Annotated in this window: 18 protein-coding genes; 13 read left to right on the forward strand and 5 right to left on the reverse strand. The window is 32.7% G+C overall.

From position 1 onward, the window contains the following. Positions 1-4 precede the first annotated feature (4 nt). The 3 genes from bshB2 to LQ611_RS07365 all read right to left on the reverse strand — a co-directional run bounded on the left by bshB2 (position 5) and on the right by LQ611_RS07365 (position 1929). Entirely contained in the window at positions 5-673 is a 669-nt protein-coding gene (bshB2, locus tag LQ611_RS07355) for a bacillithiol biosynthesis deacetylase BshB2 (RefSeq protein WP_025904883.1), read from the reverse strand. Positions 674-685: 12 nt separating this feature from the next. After that, positions 686-1045 carry a YojF family protein gene (locus tag LQ611_RS07360; RefSeq protein WP_025904884.1) on the reverse strand — a complete coding sequence of 120 codons (360 nt, stop codon included), beginning with the start codon at positions 1043-1045 and terminating at the stop codon, positions 686-688. Between the two features lie 77 nt (positions 1046-1122). After that, the gene (locus LQ611_RS07365) at positions 1123-1929 is read right to left on the reverse strand and encodes a MurR/RpiR family transcriptional regulator (RefSeq protein WP_025904885.1); all 807 of its coding nucleotides are present in this window, start codon (positions 1927-1929) and stop codon (positions 1123-1125) included. 125 nt (positions 1930-2054) lie between these two features. Here LQ611_RS07365 and LQ611_RS07370 point away from each other — a divergent pair, with 125 nt between their 5' ends. The 6 genes from LQ611_RS07370 (at position 2055) to LQ611_RS07395 (ending at position 7492) form a co-directional block, all read left to right on the forward strand. Beyond that, positions 2055-3590 carry a PTS transporter subunit EIIC gene (locus LQ611_RS07370; protein WP_107572786.1) on the forward strand — a complete coding sequence of 512 codons (1536 nt, stop codon included), beginning with the start codon at positions 2055-2057 and terminating at the stop codon, positions 3588-3590. Between the two features lie 15 nt (positions 3591-3605). Continuing rightward, the gene (locus LQ611_RS07375; protein ID WP_025904887.1) at positions 3606-4274 is read left to right on the forward strand and encodes an N-acetylmannosamine-6-phosphate 2-epimerase; all 669 of its coding nucleotides are present in this window, start codon (positions 3606-3608) and stop codon (positions 4272-4274) included. A 2-nt stretch (positions 4275-4276) separates the two neighbouring features. Continuing rightward, positions 4277-5017 (forward strand): glucosamine-6-phosphate deaminase, encoded by a 741-nt coding sequence (gene nagB / locus LQ611_RS07380; RefSeq protein ID WP_107572787.1) that lies wholly within the window; start codon positions 4277-4279, stop codon positions 5015-5017. Between the two features lie 104 nt (positions 5018-5121). Then, positions 5122-5460 carry a hypothetical protein gene (locus tag LQ611_RS07385; protein WP_232157687.1) on the forward strand — a complete coding sequence of 113 codons (339 nt, stop codon included), beginning with the start codon at positions 5122-5124 and terminating at the stop codon, positions 5458-5460. 540 nt (positions 5461-6000) lie between these two features. Continuing rightward, entirely contained in the window at positions 6001-6840 is an 840-nt protein-coding gene (locus LQ611_RS07390) for an ABC transporter ATP-binding protein (RefSeq protein ID WP_232151886.1), read from the forward strand. A gap of 1 nt (position 6841) precedes the next feature. Then, the gene (locus LQ611_RS07395) at positions 6842-7492 is read left to right on the forward strand and encodes an ABC-2 transporter permease (RefSeq protein ID WP_107596549.1); all 651 of its coding nucleotides are present in this window, start codon (positions 6842-6844) and stop codon (positions 7490-7492) included. Between the two features lie 619 nt (positions 7493-8111). Here LQ611_RS07395 and thiD read toward each other — a convergent pair. After that, positions 8112-8942, reverse strand: coding sequence for a bifunctional hydroxymethylpyrimidine kinase/phosphomethylpyrimidine kinase (thiD, locus tag LQ611_RS07400; protein WP_025904890.1), 831 nt, complete (start codon positions 8940-8942; stop codon positions 8112-8114). Positions 8943-9056: 114 nt separating this feature from the next. On the opposite strand from thiD, the gene LQ611_RS07405 reads away from it, so the two are divergent. The 5 genes from LQ611_RS07405 (at position 9057) to gltS (ending at position 13382) form a co-directional block, all read left to right on the forward strand. Continuing rightward, a complete protein-coding gene (locus LQ611_RS07405) occupies positions 9057-9713 on the forward strand; it encodes a uracil-DNA glycosylase (protein WP_107634239.1) in 657 nt (218 codons plus the stop codon). Then, the gene (locus tag LQ611_RS07410) at positions 9713-10048 is read left to right on the forward strand and encodes a DUF5327 family protein (RefSeq protein WP_107634238.1); all 336 of its coding nucleotides are present in this window, start codon (positions 9713-9715) and stop codon (positions 10046-10048) included. The genes LQ611_RS07405 and LQ611_RS07410 overlap by 1 nt, the downstream gene beginning before the upstream one ends. Positions 10049-10068: 20 nt before the next feature. Next, on the forward strand, positions 10069-10431 hold the full coding sequence (locus LQ611_RS07415; protein ID WP_107634237.1) for a DUF423 domain-containing protein: 363 nt from the start codon (positions 10069-10071) through the stop codon (positions 10429-10431). Positions 10432-10481: 50 nt separating this feature from the next. Further along, a complete protein-coding gene (locus tag LQ611_RS07420; RefSeq protein ID WP_239703105.1) occupies positions 10482-11960 on the forward strand; it encodes an APC family permease in 1479 nt (492 codons plus the stop codon). A 213-nt stretch (positions 11961-12173) separates the two neighbouring features. Further along, entirely contained in the window at positions 12174-13382 is a 1209-nt protein-coding gene (gene gltS / locus LQ611_RS07425; protein WP_107565239.1) for a sodium/glutamate symporter, read from the forward strand. A gap of 161 nt (positions 13383-13543) precedes the next feature. Here the strand turns inward: gltS and hemQ are convergent, their stop codons facing one another. Beyond that, positions 13544-14296 carry a hydrogen peroxide-dependent heme synthase gene (hemQ, locus tag LQ611_RS07430; protein WP_107565240.1) on the reverse strand — a complete coding sequence of 251 codons (753 nt, stop codon included), beginning with the start codon at positions 14294-14296 and terminating at the stop codon, positions 13544-13546. A gap of 196 nt (positions 14297-14492) precedes the next feature. Between hemQ and LQ611_RS07435 the strand changes: the two genes are divergently transcribed. Further along, positions 14493-15215 carry a methionine ABC transporter ATP-binding protein gene (locus tag LQ611_RS07435; protein WP_119489250.1) on the forward strand — a complete coding sequence of 241 codons (723 nt, stop codon included), beginning with the start codon at positions 14493-14495 and terminating at the stop codon, positions 15213-15215. Beyond that, a complete protein-coding gene (gene emtB, locus LQ611_RS07440) occupies positions 15212-15883 on the forward strand; it encodes a metal ABC transporter permease EmtB (RefSeq protein ID WP_103361272.1) in 672 nt (223 codons plus the stop codon). The genes LQ611_RS07435 and emtB overlap by 4 nt, the downstream gene beginning before the upstream one ends. The last annotated feature ends 4 nt before the right edge of the window (positions 15884-15887 follow it).

A 15887-nucleotide genomic window follows, 5' to 3' on the forward strand; every position in this document is an offset into this window, starting at 1 on the left:
CTATCTATTCAATATGATATGTCCAGAAATGTTCTGTCTTCATCCACATATCTTTAGCTGCTTCACCTTCTTGAGTATTTGAAGCAAGGTTTTGTAACATTGGACCTGTTTGAGACGCATGAGCTTGAAGGACCTTCATCTTGCGTTCTTCATATCCAGTAATATCTATATTAATATCCGGTTCTCCTAAATCGCTGTATGTGTCATTACTAAATGCCACAAGGTGTAATTTAGGTCTTGCTGATGCTTCCATACGACTGACTGTTCTTACAACTGATTCTGCAGTTGCTTCATGGTCAGGGTGAACGGAATAACCAGGATAGAATGAAATAATCAATGATGGGTTAAGTTCATCTATTAATGATTTTACCATATTATCTAATTCATCTTTAGGTTCAAATTCGATTGTTTTATCTCTATAGCCCATTTTTCTTAAATCTGTGATACCGATCGCTTCAGCTGCTGCATCTAATTCACGTTCTCTTATAAATGGTAAAGATTCACGTGTAGCAAAAGGTGGGTTACCTAGGTTACGGCCCATCTGTCCTAACGTTAAACATGCGTAAGTTACTGGTGTACCATTGTCCACGAACTTACTTAATGTACCAGATGTTCCAAATGCTTCGTCGTCTGGATGTGGAAAAATAACTAATACTTGTCTTTCGTCATTCATTGTATTCACCTCTTAATCCTTGAAAGGATTGCTACTAATTTCTAAAGTTGCAGCAAGTTGTCCTTCATAATTTAGTCCCGCTATTAATAGTTCGTTATTTTCAGTTACTTCATAATGTGTTAATCCTTGAACATAAACCCAACCATTGTTGTCTAATTTTAAACCAACACGATAAGGTTCTTTATTACCGCCCGTTAAATGTGCGTGTGTAAAAGTAACTTGAATATTTCTTAAAAATGTACCAGCATTAAATACTTTGCTATCAAAATGGTTTGCATAAGCACCATTTGTTGTTTCTACATGGAGATAAACTGGCTTATTTTCATATTCCGATATTAGTGATTGTACTTGATCTACTTGAATTAATTCCATGCCTTTCACTCCTCATAGTATATACTTTACTATTCTACTAAATTCTTGAGTAAATTTATATACATTCTGCTCACAAGTTATGATTTATTGTCTTGAAGTATGACATCTCTCGTATGCTGATAAAGATTCATATTATCTTGGCGCTCTAACAACATATAACTGACCACATCAATCAAGAAATGTGCTGAAATTTGTGTATTAATGAATTGTCTATCGTTCACTCTCGTTTGATCAATCGTCATGATGACAATGTCAGAATAAGCAGTCAGCTCACTGCCAGCATAGTTTGTAATCGCAATAACAGTTGCCCCTTGAGATTTCGCAATTTTCGCAGCATTAATCAGTTCTTCTGTCTTGCCACTATTAGAAAAAGCAATTAACGCATCATTTCTATTTAATAGCGAAGCGCCAATTTTCATTTGATGCGCATCAGTTACAGAACTTCCAGCTATGCCCATTCTCATCGTTCGATAATAGAATTCAGTTGCCGTTAAACCAGAACTTCCTAAACCTGCAAAAAGCGTTTGTCGGCTATTGGTCAATATATCAATCAGTTGATTAATTTTATCATTAGATATAAATTCTCCTGTTTGTTGTATAAGCGTTTGATGATATTCGTGGATTCTTTTAATGAGTGGAACGTTTTGAATATCTGTCTTCTCATAAGTTTGTTGAATATTGAACTTCATATCTTGAAAATGTTGATAGTTCAATTTATGACTAAATCTTGTAATGCTAGAAGTTGATACACCAATTGCATAAGCTAAAGAAGTAATTGTTGAAAAATGATCGCCAACTGGATGATCGAGTATAAATCTAGCAATCTTTTCATCGGACTTTGTGAAAAGGTATGAAAATTGTTGAATACGATTTTCAAAATTCATGAAGGACACCTCAATTTATAGAATAAATAACATTATAATTGAAAATATTTTTCAAAACAATTAATAAAGTTGACTGTAATTTTCGTGGTGTTATATTTAGGATAAATAGGGAGGTAGGTGTTCGAATGAGTAAAATTTTTGATAAAGCACAGCAATTCGGGAAATCATTTATGTTACCCATAGCAATTTTACCTGCAGCAGGGTTGTTATTAGGTATAGGTGGTGCTTTAAGTAATCCAAACACAATTAAAGCATATCCGATTTTAGACGTAGATTTATTACAGTATATATTTATTTTGATGTCATCAGCGGGGAATATCGTTTTTGCGAATTTACCAGTATTATTCGCAATCGGGGTTGCGATAGGCTTAGCAAGAAGTGATAAAGGTACAGCAGGTTTAGCAGCAATGTTAGGATTCTTAATTATGAATGCGACGATGAACGCATTATTAACGATTACGGATAATGTTGCAGCACCAGAAGCATTAGCTAAAGCAGGACAAGGTATGGTACTAGGTATTCAAACTGTCGAAACAGGTGTGTTCGGTGGGATTATCGTCGGTATTATGACTGCCATGCTACACAATAAATATAACAAAATCACATTGCCACCGTTCTTAGGGTTCTTTGGTGGATCGAGATTTGTACCGATTGTAACGTCAATTGCGTCAATCGTACTAGGTGTTATTTTGTTCTTTGTTTGGCCAACGATTCAAGGTTGGATATTTAATGCGGGTGGTCTTGTTAATAAAACAGGTGTCATCGGGACGTTTATTTATGGATTTATATTACGTATGCTTGGGCCATTTGGCTTACATCATATATTCTACTTACCATTCTGGCAAACTGCACTTGGTGGTACGATGGAAATCAACGGGAAAATCATACAAGGGACTCAAAATATCTTCTTCGCACAATTAGGAGATGCAGATTTAACACATTATTATTCAGGTATTTCAAGATACATGTCTGGTCGCTTTATAACAATGATGTTCGGATTGCTTGGTGCAGCTTTAGCAATTTACCACACAGCTAAACCAGAGAAGAAAAAAGTAGTAGGTGGCTTAATGCTTTCTGCAGCATTAACATCATTCTTAACAGGTATTACAGAACCACTTGAATTTAGTTTCTTATTCATTGCTCCAGTATTATATGTTATCCATGCAATATTTGATGGTTTAGCATTTATGATGGCTGACATATTTAACATCACTGTCGGTCAAACCTTTAGTGGCGGATTCATTGATTATATCCTCTTCGGTGTGTTACAAGGGAATAGTAAGACGAACTATTTATTAGTCATTCCGATCGGTATAGTTTGGTTCTTCTTATACTATGTGACTTTTAGATTTTTAATTACGAAATTTAACTTTAAGACACCAGGACGTGAAGATAGTGAAGCGGTTCAAACTGTTGAAGCAAGTGAACGTGCCGAAACAATCATTAAAGGTTTAGGTGGAAAAGAAAACATAGATACAGTCGATTGTTGCGCAACAAGATTACGTGTAACGATTAATGATGAGCATTTGTTCAACGAAGATCTCATTAAGACGACAGAATCAAGAGGTATCGTCAAAAAAGGAACGGGTATTCAAATTATTTATGGTCCACATGTTACGACTATAAAAAATGAAGTAGAAGAAGCGTTAGAAAATCAATAAGGAGTGTTTTTATAAATGTTACCACAAGGATTAATCGTGTCATGTCAGGCTTTACCGGATGAACCATTACATTCATCTTTTATTATGAGTAAGATGGCGTTAGCTGCATCTCAAGCAGGTGCTAAAGGTATTAGAGCGAATACGAAAGAAGATATTATCGCTATTAAAGAAGAAGTTGATTTACCGGTAATCGGAATAGTAAAACGTGATTATGAAGGTTCAAAAGTATTTATCACAGCAACTTCAAAAGAAGTCGATGAATTAATTGAAAGTGGTTGTGAAGTTATTGCTTTAGATGCAACTAAACAAGAAAGACCTAAAGAGTCACTTGAAGAACTTGTTTCATATATTAGAGAGCATGCACCAAATGTTGAAATTATGGCAGATGTCTCTGATTTAGAAGAAGCTATTCAGGCTGATAAATTAGGATTCGACTATGTTGGTACAACTTTAAGAGGTTATACAGAATATACAAAAGGTCATGTATTATACGAAAATGATTTTCAATTTTTAAAAGATGTATTAGATAATGTTAACGCAAAAGTAATCGCAGAAGGAAATGTTATTACACCTGAAATGTTTAAACGCGTAACAGATTTAGGTGTACATTGTACAGTCGTTGGCGGCGCTATTACGAGACCTTTAGAAATAGCGAAAAGATTTATAAAAGAAATAGAGGGATAATTATGCAAATCATGAATTTAGGATCTAAAGAGGAAGCATGCCATTATGTTGCGAATGAGTTATTAAAGCAAATTATTTCAAATAAAAAAAGTGTGCTTGGATTAGCAACTGGTGGAACGATGGTTCGTGTATACGAACAACTTGTGAACTTGATTAGAATTAATGAAATTGATTTGAGTGAAATCACGACATTTAATTTAGATGAGTATATTGGCATCGATTATGATCATCCAGAAAGTTACTACACATATATGCATGACGTACTCTTTAATCATTTACCATCTTGGAACGAATCGCGTATACATTTACCAAACGGTTCAGCAGAGGATTTAGATGCAGAAACGAAACGTTATGAAGCATTATTAGATCAAGAAGGACCAATAGATGTTCAAATTCTTGGTATTGGAGAAAATGGACATATAGGTTTCAATGAACCAGGCACTTCATTTGATAGTGTGACAAGTATTGTTGATTTAACAGAGTCTACAATAGAAGCGAATAGTAGATATTTTGAAACAATTGAAGAAGTACCAGAACAAGCTATTTCTATGGGTATTCAATCTATTATGAAAGCTAAACGTATAATTCTATTAGCTTATGGACCGAAGAAAGCAGAAGCGATTAAACGATTATTAACAGGTGACATAACAACAGACTTACCAGCATCTGTTTTGTATAATCATCCTAATGTAGAAGTTATACTAGATAATAATGCGTATTTAAGGGAAGAAGACGACATTTAGAGTAATAAGTCATAGTAAAAATTCACTTGAATGATGATACTCTTTAAAGTACAATTACAACTGAGATTAGCCTCAAGAAATGGCGGGTGGAATTATTGGAAACAATGCGCATTTCATTTAACGATGAAGCGGTTTTAGATTATTGTAATATAATGGGATATCAGTACTATGAAGAAGTGCCAGTTCAATACTTATTAAGCGTACTTCGAGAGTTTAATAGTTTTAAGCCATTTATGAGAAATGATACAAAACTTAAACAAATTAAAAGTGAGTTTGAACAGACAGAACGTATCATGACATTAGAAAATTACATCGCAGAATTAGAATGTTTAAATGAAACTAAAGAGGGAGATAATGCATTTTATCAATATCAAATGACATTATTTAAGAACCGCAAAGAAGTGGCAAAAGTCACAGCGGAATTTAGTATCATGCAATCATAATAAAGAGCTGTACGCATGTGCGTATCGTAATGAATGGAGCCGAGACAAGAAACGTTGTCTCGGCTTTTGCTTATATTTGGGGATTGGTTGTGAGAATTTCATGTGATGAGCTTGTTGTTATGAGCAGTTTTGGCTACGCAATCGTGATGATAAGTAAAATAGGCGACTAGCCAACATAAATAAAACCTCACTACTCATAATAGTGAGGGGATTGGTGCATATATGCACGAACTCTTGTTAAAAAGAGTAACATCATATTGAAGAAAAATACAAAATAATGAGATAAATTAAATGTGCATTGTTCATTATTAAATATATAAAAATCAGTAAAACCACAATCAATTTTTATTATATTTTTCATAATAATCCCTCCGAGATATTATTGATGTTTTATTTATAATTATAATTATTTTAGTCAATATTATAATTATATTTACACTATTTTAATATTAAAATAGTTTACAAATATATGAAATTGTGTGAAGATTGTGTTAATAATAACTATTTGTGCCAAATTTTATTTGTTAGAGAGGAAAAATGATGGTCTTACTAAAAGTTGAAAATCTTAGTAAAAGTATAGATAATAAAAAAATTTTAGATAATTTGAATTTTGAAATTAATGAAGGTGAAATTGTAGGGTTTATAGGTGAAAATGGAGCTGGCAAATCTACAACATTTAAAACTTTGTTAAACCTTATTTCAAAAGATGAAGGATTAGTTTTGTTTTTTAACGAAGATTTAGATTTAAATATAAATTTAAAGAATAAAATAGGAACAGTCTTTGATGCTATTAATTTACCATCAGACTTGACTGCTAAACAACTAAATAATGTCTTTCAAGAAATATTCAGTGAATGGAATCAAAATGAGTATTTTGATTTACTTAAAGAATTTGATTTACCTTTAAATAAAAAAGTATCCACTTTATCACGGGGAATGTCTATGAAGCTCTCAGTTTCAATCTCAATGGCTCATAATGCCAAAGTTTTACTATTAGATGAAGCAACAGGAGGTTTAGATCCTGTCTCAAGAAATAAGCTTCTTGAAAAATTACAAGTCTATAATGAAATAAACAATGGAGCTATTTTGTTATCTTCTCATATACTAGGGGATGTTCAAAAGATAGCAACACACTTAATTATTTTAAAAAAAGGTAAAATAATTTTGAAAGATAGTAAAGAGAATATTATGCAAAATTATGCAGTTGTAGAGGTCGAAGATTCAAATATTGTTGAGAAAAATATAATTATTTATCAAACCACTTTACATAACAATAAGAAAAAAATACTAATTTCAGATAGATCTAATATACCTAAAAACATAGAGTATAAAGCCATTGATTTAGAGGAAATGGTTTTATTACTAACAGGGGGGGAGTAAAATGAAAGGTTTATTACTTACAAACTACTACTTAGTACATAGAAGTGTCTTGTCTTATATATTTATCGCTAGTTTAGTTGCTTTTGTATTACTTTGGTTCTCATCAGAAAAATCATTACCAATAGCTATAATGATTATTTTATTATTAACTTCATTACCTTCTTTAGAAATAATAAAGAAAGAAAATAGTTCTGGATATGATAGATATGTTTTAACTCTACCTGTCAGTAAAAAAAATATAGTAACTAGTCATTATATTTTTTATTTTGTTAATTCCAGTATAGGAGTTATTGTATCATTTTTTATATTTTTTGTTTACGACAATTTTTTTGTAAAAGAGGAAAATTTAAAATTTTTAGATTCTGCAAGTTTAGGGATATTTATTGTACTATTTGGAGGTAGTTTAGTATTCCCACTTTTGTACTTATTAGGTCCAGAAAAATCAGATGCTATTGTTATCGGCGGAGGTATGATCGGGCTATTATTTGTTTTTATTATTCAAGAATTAATTAAACAATTTCAAAAAATATTCCCATTAATACTTAAAGATACACACTTTATAATACCTATGATTTATATATTTTTAGGAATAATTATATATTTAGTATCGTACTATGTATCTAGAATTATATATTTAAAAAAAGAGTTTTAGAAAGGTGATTGTTATGAAGGATAATACTTTATATAATTTTATTTAAAACCAGGTATAGATTTTTTGAAAAAATGATATGTACGTTATTCTGAATCTGAAAACTCGAAATTCTAAAAGGAACTATCATTTTTACTTAGCTGAAGATAAAAATGGTCAATATTTTGATCATGGAGATGATATATTACTTTTATCTTAAAATGTTAATGCGTGGTATAAAATCGAATAAATTGCTATTAATAAACTCTAGATTTATTAATATTCATACCAATATCTGAAAAGATAAAATCATTTTTCTTTTTTGTTTTAGTATTCATTATTTATACACTTATAGTTTGGTGTTTTTAGAAGCAGTTTTGGTTGAAGGTGCAAATAGTGAGTGCCATGTTTACAGTTGTTACGAGTTTTGTAACTAAGGCGGTCCATAGTAACATTTCGGCCGAGTTTTGTAATTAACGCCCCCGTTATGAACAAGTTTGGTCAGAAGTGTTCACAACGCTCGCTGTATCCTCCCGATACCTCCATAACTAACACCAATCCAGCATCCCCACAAAAAAATGCCAACAAAGTCTAAGACCTTGTCGACATTATGAAGCTGTACGCACATGCGTACAGCTTTTTATTATACTTCTTCAGTATATACTTCTATTTTTTCGATACGGTTTGAAGCGCCGTGATCTACTGGACCTACGAAGTCGTTCATTTTCCAACCGTTTTTAATAGCTGATGCTACGAATGCTTTTGCATGTATGATTGCATCTTCTGGTGATTCGCCGTTTGCTAAGTTAGCTGTTGTTGCTGCTGCGAATGTACAACCTGCACCGTGGTTATAACTTGATTGGAATTTATCTGTTGATAATAGGACATGCTTTTGTCCGTCATAATATAAGTCATAAGCTTTATCTGATTCTAAAGCTTTTCCACCTTTAATGACAACATATTGTGCACCAAGTTCGTGGATTTTTTCTGCTGCTTTTTTCATATCATCAATTGAAGTTAGTTTACCTAAACCTGATAGTTGACCTGCTTCAAATAAATTTGGTGTAACGACTGTTGCTTTTGGTAATAGTTCTTTAATCATTGCATCAGTATTTCCCGGGTTAAGTACTTCGTCTTCACCTTTACATACCATTACAGGGTCAACTACGAAAATTTCAGCGTCTGCTTCGTCATATGTTTGACGTGCACGTTTAATAATTTCTTCAGAACCAAGCATACCTGTTTTAATTGCATCTGGTCCGATTGAAATAGCTGTGTTTAATTGTTTATCTAGTAAATCAAGAGGTAATGGTGTTACGTCGTGTGACCATGTTTGTGGGTCCATTGTAACGACTGCTGTTAATGCAACCATTCCATATGTGTCATGCTCTTGGAATGTCTTTAAATCTGCTTGCATTCCAGCTCCAGCACTTGTGTCTGATCCTGCTATTGTTAAGACTTTTTTTAATGCCATTGATGATTCCTCCCAATAATTCATATATTTTATCATATCACGTTTTTTAATTGTAAAAAATAGTTATGACCTTTTCTTGAGTGCTATGTTATCATTTTTATTGAGGTGAATAATATGGATTGGCAACAAATATTTCATAAAATAAAATCTGAACATGATTTTTCTGAAATGGAGTCATTTTTAGAAGAAGCATATAAAAGTAAGACGATTTATCCTGATAGAGAAAATATTTATCAAGCATTTGATTTAACACCTTTAGATCATGTGAAAGTGGTTATTCTCGGGCAAGATCCTTATCATGGTCCGAATCAAGCGCATGGCTTAGCTTTTTCAGTACAACCAGACGCAAAATTCCCACCTTCATTAAGAAATATTTATAAAGAATTAGAAGACGATATAGGTTGTAAGAGAACGACACCTCACTTGCAAGATTGGGCTAATGAAGGTGTATTACTTTTAAACACCGTCTTAACAGTAGAAGCACATCAAGCACATTCACATAAAAATATTGGCTGGGAAATATTCACGGATGAAATTATTAAACATGTTTCCAGTGAATTAGAAGATGTTGTGTTTATACTTTGGGGTAAACCTGCACAATCTAAGATCAAGCTTATTGATACAGAACGCCATCATATTATACAATCTGTACATCCAAGTCCATTATCGGCTTATAGAGGATTCTTTGGGTCTAAATCATTTAGTAAGACGAATGAATATCTTATTGAGAGTGGTAAAGAACCCATTAATTGGTGTGGAGGTGACATTTAATGATAAGTAGATCACAATTAATTGCTGCAATAGAAGAAGAACTTGTCGCTGCTGACAATGCTTCAACAAATGAAGTCTTTAATCGTCACATGCATGCCATTCATACGTTAAGTGGATTGGTAGATAAAGAAGACGATTTAACGCACGATATTAAAGTAGAACAAAATATTTCTTCAACACCTAAACCAACACCAAAAGCAAAACCACAAATTTCAGATGAAGAAATTAGAAAAATGGGTGGTAAAGTGAGTAACGCACCATCTGTAAATAAAACAGACAATCAATTAACAACAGATGATGGTATAGGTAACGGAGATTCAATATTTGATTTTTAAATAAGAAAGGGAGATAACAAATGAAATTATTTATTATAATAGGTGCAATTAATGCAATGATCGCTGTAGCAGCAGGTGCATTTGGCGCACATGGTTTAGAAAATAAATTATCGACTAAATACTTAGATATATGGGGTAAAGCAACAACATACCAAATGTATCATGCACTCGGTTTAATTTTAATTGGTATTATTTCGGGCACAACATCTATCAGTTTAAACGTAGCTGGATGGTTGATGACATTTGGCATAGTATTCTTTAGTGGTTCATTATATGTACTTGCTGTAACTCAAATTAAAATACTTGGCGCTATTACACCAATTGGCGGCGTGTTATTTATAGCAAGTTGGTTATTACTCGTAATTGCTGTTTGGAAAATTTAATTAAAGGTTAATTACGTTTCACGAAAATTAAAAATAAGGGTGGAACATGTATGGCTAGGAAAAAGAAAGATTTATCAAGAGGAAATTTAGATCAGAACTTATCAGAAAAATTTGTATGGGCCATTGCTTACGGCTCAAGTATAGGTTGGGGTGCATTTATCCTACCAGGTGACTGGATTAGTCAGGCTGGTCCATTAGGCGCTTCAATCGGTATATTTATCGGGGCATTATTGATGATTGTTATTGCCGTTAGTTACGGTGCATTAGTTGAAAAGTTCCCAGTATCAGGTGGTGCTTTTGCATTCGGATACTTAGGATTCGGTAAATATGTATCATTCTTCTCATCATGGTTTTTAACTTTTGGATATATTTGTATCGTTGCTTTAAATGCCTCAGCATTTAGTTTGCTTTTTAAATTTATTATGCCGGGATTTTTAGAACAAGGTAAATTATATACAGTAGCAGGTTGGGATGTGTACATAACTGAAATTATACTATCTTCACTTATATTGTTAATATTTGCTTGGATAAGTATAAAAGGTTCTAGTTTTTCAGGAAGTCTGCAATATATATTCTGTGTGATATTAGCAGTTGTTGTCATACTTTTATTTGCAGGATCATTTTTCACGCATGATTTTTCATTCTCAAATCTTAAGCCTGTTGTCAATAATGACATGGGTTGGCTTGCCTCAATTGTTGTAATTCTGGCAGTTGCACCATGGGCATATGTAGGCTTTGATAATATTCCGCAAACGGCAGAAGAATTTAACTTTTCACCAAGTAAGACGTTCAAGTTAATCGTATTTAGTTTGATCGCATCAGCGCTTACTTATGTGATGATGATACTTTTAACAAGTTGGTTGTTTAAAGATGCATCATCTGTAGGTGGAGATTTATGGGTGACAGGTTCAGTCGTTCAAGAAGCCTTCTCGTTTGTTGGTTTAGCCGTATTAATCGTCGCAATATTGATGGGGATATTCACAGGATTGAACGGATTCTTTATGAGTTCAAGTAGATTGTTATTCTCTATGGGTAGAGCATCTGTTATGCCAAGCGTCTTTAAAAAGTTACACCCAAAATATAATACACCGTATATTAGTATTATATTTATTTTAGTATTGGCACTCGCTGCACCATGGTTAGGTAGAACAGCATTAACATGGATTGTAGATATGTCATCAACAGGTGTTTCAATCGCTTATTTCATAACATGTTTATCAGCATTCAAACTATTTTCATACGATAAACGAAGCATGATGTATCATCCAAAATACAAAACATTTGCGATTATCGGTGCAATTATCGCTGGTATATTCTTAGGCTTATTACTTGTCCCAGGATCACCAGCAAGTTTATCATTACCTTCTTATATCGCTTTGTTCATTTGGTTAGTGCTTGGTATTGTATTCTTTATGATAAGATACCCATCACTTAAGAAAATGACGAACGATGAACTAAACTATTTAGTATTAGATAAGACACAAGAAGAAATGATAGACTTAGAAGCCAAAACAGAAGTGAAAAAATAAATAAATAGTAAACCAAACTAGCGAGAGACGCTAGTCTGGTTTTTTAGTTGTTGTTATTTTGCAATTAAAGAAATTTGTATAATAATCTTTTTGTGAATTTATTTTATTTCGTATTTATAGAAGGTGGCATTCTTTACTCAAGATAAGTATAATGTTCATCAGTGTTTGAAAACGATTTCTATATAAAAATATAAGGTTTTAGGGGGAACGATGATGTTACAGTTTGATGCTGTCACAACTTTAGCTATAGCATGTGTCTTACTTTTATTAGGTGAGGGTATTGTAAATAAAGTTTCTATATTGAGACGTTTATGTATTCCTGCGCCAGTAATTGGTGGCTTGTTATTTGCTATTGTAGTTGCTATTTTACAATCATTAAATGTCATTACAATTAAATTAGATTCTGATTTTCTACAGGACTTCTTTATGTTGGCATTCTTTACAACAATAGGTTTAGGTGCTTCATTAAAATTATTAAAACTTGGTGGAAAAGTACTAATTTTATATTTTATTTTTTGCGGAATTTTAGCATTTTGTCAAAATGTAATCGGTGTTTCATTATCTAAAGTGTTAAATATACCACCACTACTTGGCTTAACTGCAGGATCAATGTCCATGGAAGGTGGTCATGGTAATGCAGCGGCATACGGTAAGACATTAGAATCATTAGGTGTAGACTCTGCGCTAACAGCGGCACTTGCAGCAGCGACATTAGGACTTGTTGCAGGTGGATTAATAGGTGGTCCTGTGGTTCGATATTTAATTAAAAAGTTTGATTTGAAACCAGGAGATGCTAAAGATACAGGTATTGATTTTAGTGAAGTGGGATATAACGAGAACTTACATAGTAGAATGAACCCTACAACAGTATTTATTGTTCAATTTACAATTATTGCAGTATGTATGGCGATTGGTACATATATTGGAGATGGATTTACGAATTTAACAGGAATAAATATTCCGGTTTATGTTGGGGCAATGTTTGTAGCAGTGATCATAAGAAATATTTCTGATTACGGAAACTTAAACATTATTGATATGAAAATTACTAACCAAGTGAGTGATGTTTCATTAAGTTTATTCTTATCAATTGCGTTAATGAGTATTAAATTAACAGAAATTTATCAATTGGCGCTGCCGTTAACAATTATTGTATTAGTACAAATTGTATTTATCGTACTATTCTCAGTATTTGTCGTGTTTAGAGGACTGGGTAAAAATTATGATGCAGCAGTTATGATAGGCGGATTTATCGGACATGGACTTGGCGCAACACCAAATGCCATGGCTAACTTAGATGTTATAACTAAAAAATTCGGTGCATCACCAAAAGCATATTTAGTAGTCCCAGTAGTTGGAGCCTTCCTAATAGATTTACTAGGCGTACCAATTGTTACATTATTCATCAATATATTTAGTTAAATATAGTTGGCAATGAGATAGAGGCTGGGATATTGTATTATGTCCCAGCCTTAATTAATATTCTGGACCGATAAATAAAAATATCGGCCTGTAAATCAACATCATTAGCACTCAAAATATGAAGAGCCTGGAACTTTACTCAGTTCCAGGCTCTTTCTATATTATTTCAATTTAAAGAATGTATCTAATTCATCAATATTTAATATATTACCTACATAGAATGCTCCGAAGTCACCATATCTTGCTGATACTTCGTCGAAACGCATTTCATAGATTAATTTCTTGAATTGTAACATGTCATCACTGAATAATGTTACGCCCCATTCGTAATCGTCTAGTCCTACTGAACCTGTAATAAATTGTTTTACTTTACCTGCATAACTACGTCCGATTAAACCGTGTGAGCGCATTAGGCTACGTCTATGATCCATATCTAACATATACCAGTTGTCTTCGCCGTCACGTCTTTTATCCATTGGGTAGAAACATACGTACTCTGAACGTGGTACTTCTGGATATAATCTTGCTTTAACATGTGGGTTTTCGTATGGATCTTCGTTAGAGTCACCTGCAAGATAGTTTGAAAGTTCTACGATTGATACGTATGAATATGTTGGAATTAAGAAGTCGCTAATATCTAACTTGTTAAATTCATTTTCTAATGCGTTTAATTGTTTAACGTCTGGTCTTAAGAACCATAACATTAAGTCTGCTTTTTGGCCTGTTATGTTATAGAAAGCATGAGAACCTTCTTTACTATTATGAACTGTTTCCAACGCTTCAAGGAAAGTCTTGAATTCGCTGATCATTGTGTTTCGATCTTCTTCAGGTACAGTTTTTAAGCTTGCCCAATCAATTGCATAAAATAAATGTAAGCTGTACCAACCATCTAATGTTTTTGCTGCTTCGTTCATTTTACTTTCGCTCCTTTTAGAAAAGATATCTTCATTACAAGTCTATCATACTAGATAAGGTTGAAAGGACTCAACTTTTTACATTGTTGTGAAAGAAAGAATACTTAAATGTATTAATTGATATTGATTATCGATTTCAATTATTAGATAATGAAAATAGATTCCCTTTTTAAAATAATTTTACAGGAGTATAAAGTTGTATAAATTAGAAAATGTTTCAAAAAAATATAATGACAATTTTGCTATAAAAGATTTTTCTTTAACGATAGAACCAGGATCTGTTACAGGTATTGTCGGCAAAAGTGGTTCGGGAAAGTCGACGTTACTGAGATTACTGAATTTAATAGAACAACCAACAGAAGGGCGCATTGTTTTTGACGGGAAAGATACAGAAGCATTATCAAAGCGTGTTGTAAGGAAGTATAAAGAAAAAATAGGCATGGTATTTCAAAATTATAATTTGTTGAATAATCTTAATGTTGAGCAAAATATCGCTTTGCCTTTAAAAATTATTAATCAGCAAGATAATGCAAAAGTAGATGAATTAATAGGGTTTGTAGGGTTAAATGATAAAAAGGATTATTATCCAGCACAATTATCCGGTGGTGAGAAACAACGTGTTGCATTAGCAAGAGCGCTCGTACGAAATCCGGATATTTTATTGTGTGATGAGGCGACAAGTAGTTTAGATGAACATAACACAGAAATCATCATTAAGATGTTGAAGAAAGTGAATAAAGCATACAACATTACGATTATTTTTGTAACGCATGAATTAAGTGTTGTTAAACAATTATGTGAAAAAGTATGTGTTATGGAGGACGGTCAATTGTTAGAGGTTATGGATAATAAAGTAGTAAGTGTAGAAAGAAATACGAATTCTTATTTAGAGAATGTTAGGCAGAGTTTAGAAGAATGACATTTTTAGAGAAGATAAATTACTACTTACCAGAATTGATTCAGTCCTTACAAGAAACGTGCATCATGTTAGGTTATTCCATGCTTATCACTTTGCTAGTTGGACTACCTCTAGGCATCGCATTATTTTTATCAAACCCAAGTATTAAAGCGTTAAATATCAATTATTATTGGTCATTTAATTTCTTAATTACATTTATACGTTCATTCCCGTACTTACTATTTGTAATCAGTTTAATCCCACTTACACGCATGATTTTAGGGAGTGCGTTTGGTCCATACCCATCGATTATCCCTTTAAGTATTGTAGGTATTGCGATATTTTCAAGGTTGGTTGAGCAAGTATTATTAGATATTCCTGGTGATATTAAAGTCTTAGCAGAATCTCTAGGTGCCTCAATATATAAATATATATGGAATTTCATATTAGTTGAATCACGTAGCGGCATTATATTGGCATATACAACGACGACAGTAAGCATGGTGTCTTATTCAACAGTCATGGGTATTGTTGGCGGTGGTGGAATAGGTGATTTCGCAATCAGATACGGTTACCAAAGTTATGAAAATGAAATCATGTATTTCTCAATCATCATCATCATTATCAGTGTATTTATCATACAAATGTTAGGAAACTTTATAGCTCAAAAAATAGATAAAAGAAAGTAGTGTA

Source organism: Mammaliicoccus sp. L-M44 (assembly GCF_022386355.1).
Taxonomy (GTDB): domain Bacteria; phylum Bacillota; class Bacilli; order Staphylococcales; family Staphylococcaceae; genus Mammaliicoccus; species Mammaliicoccus sciuri_A.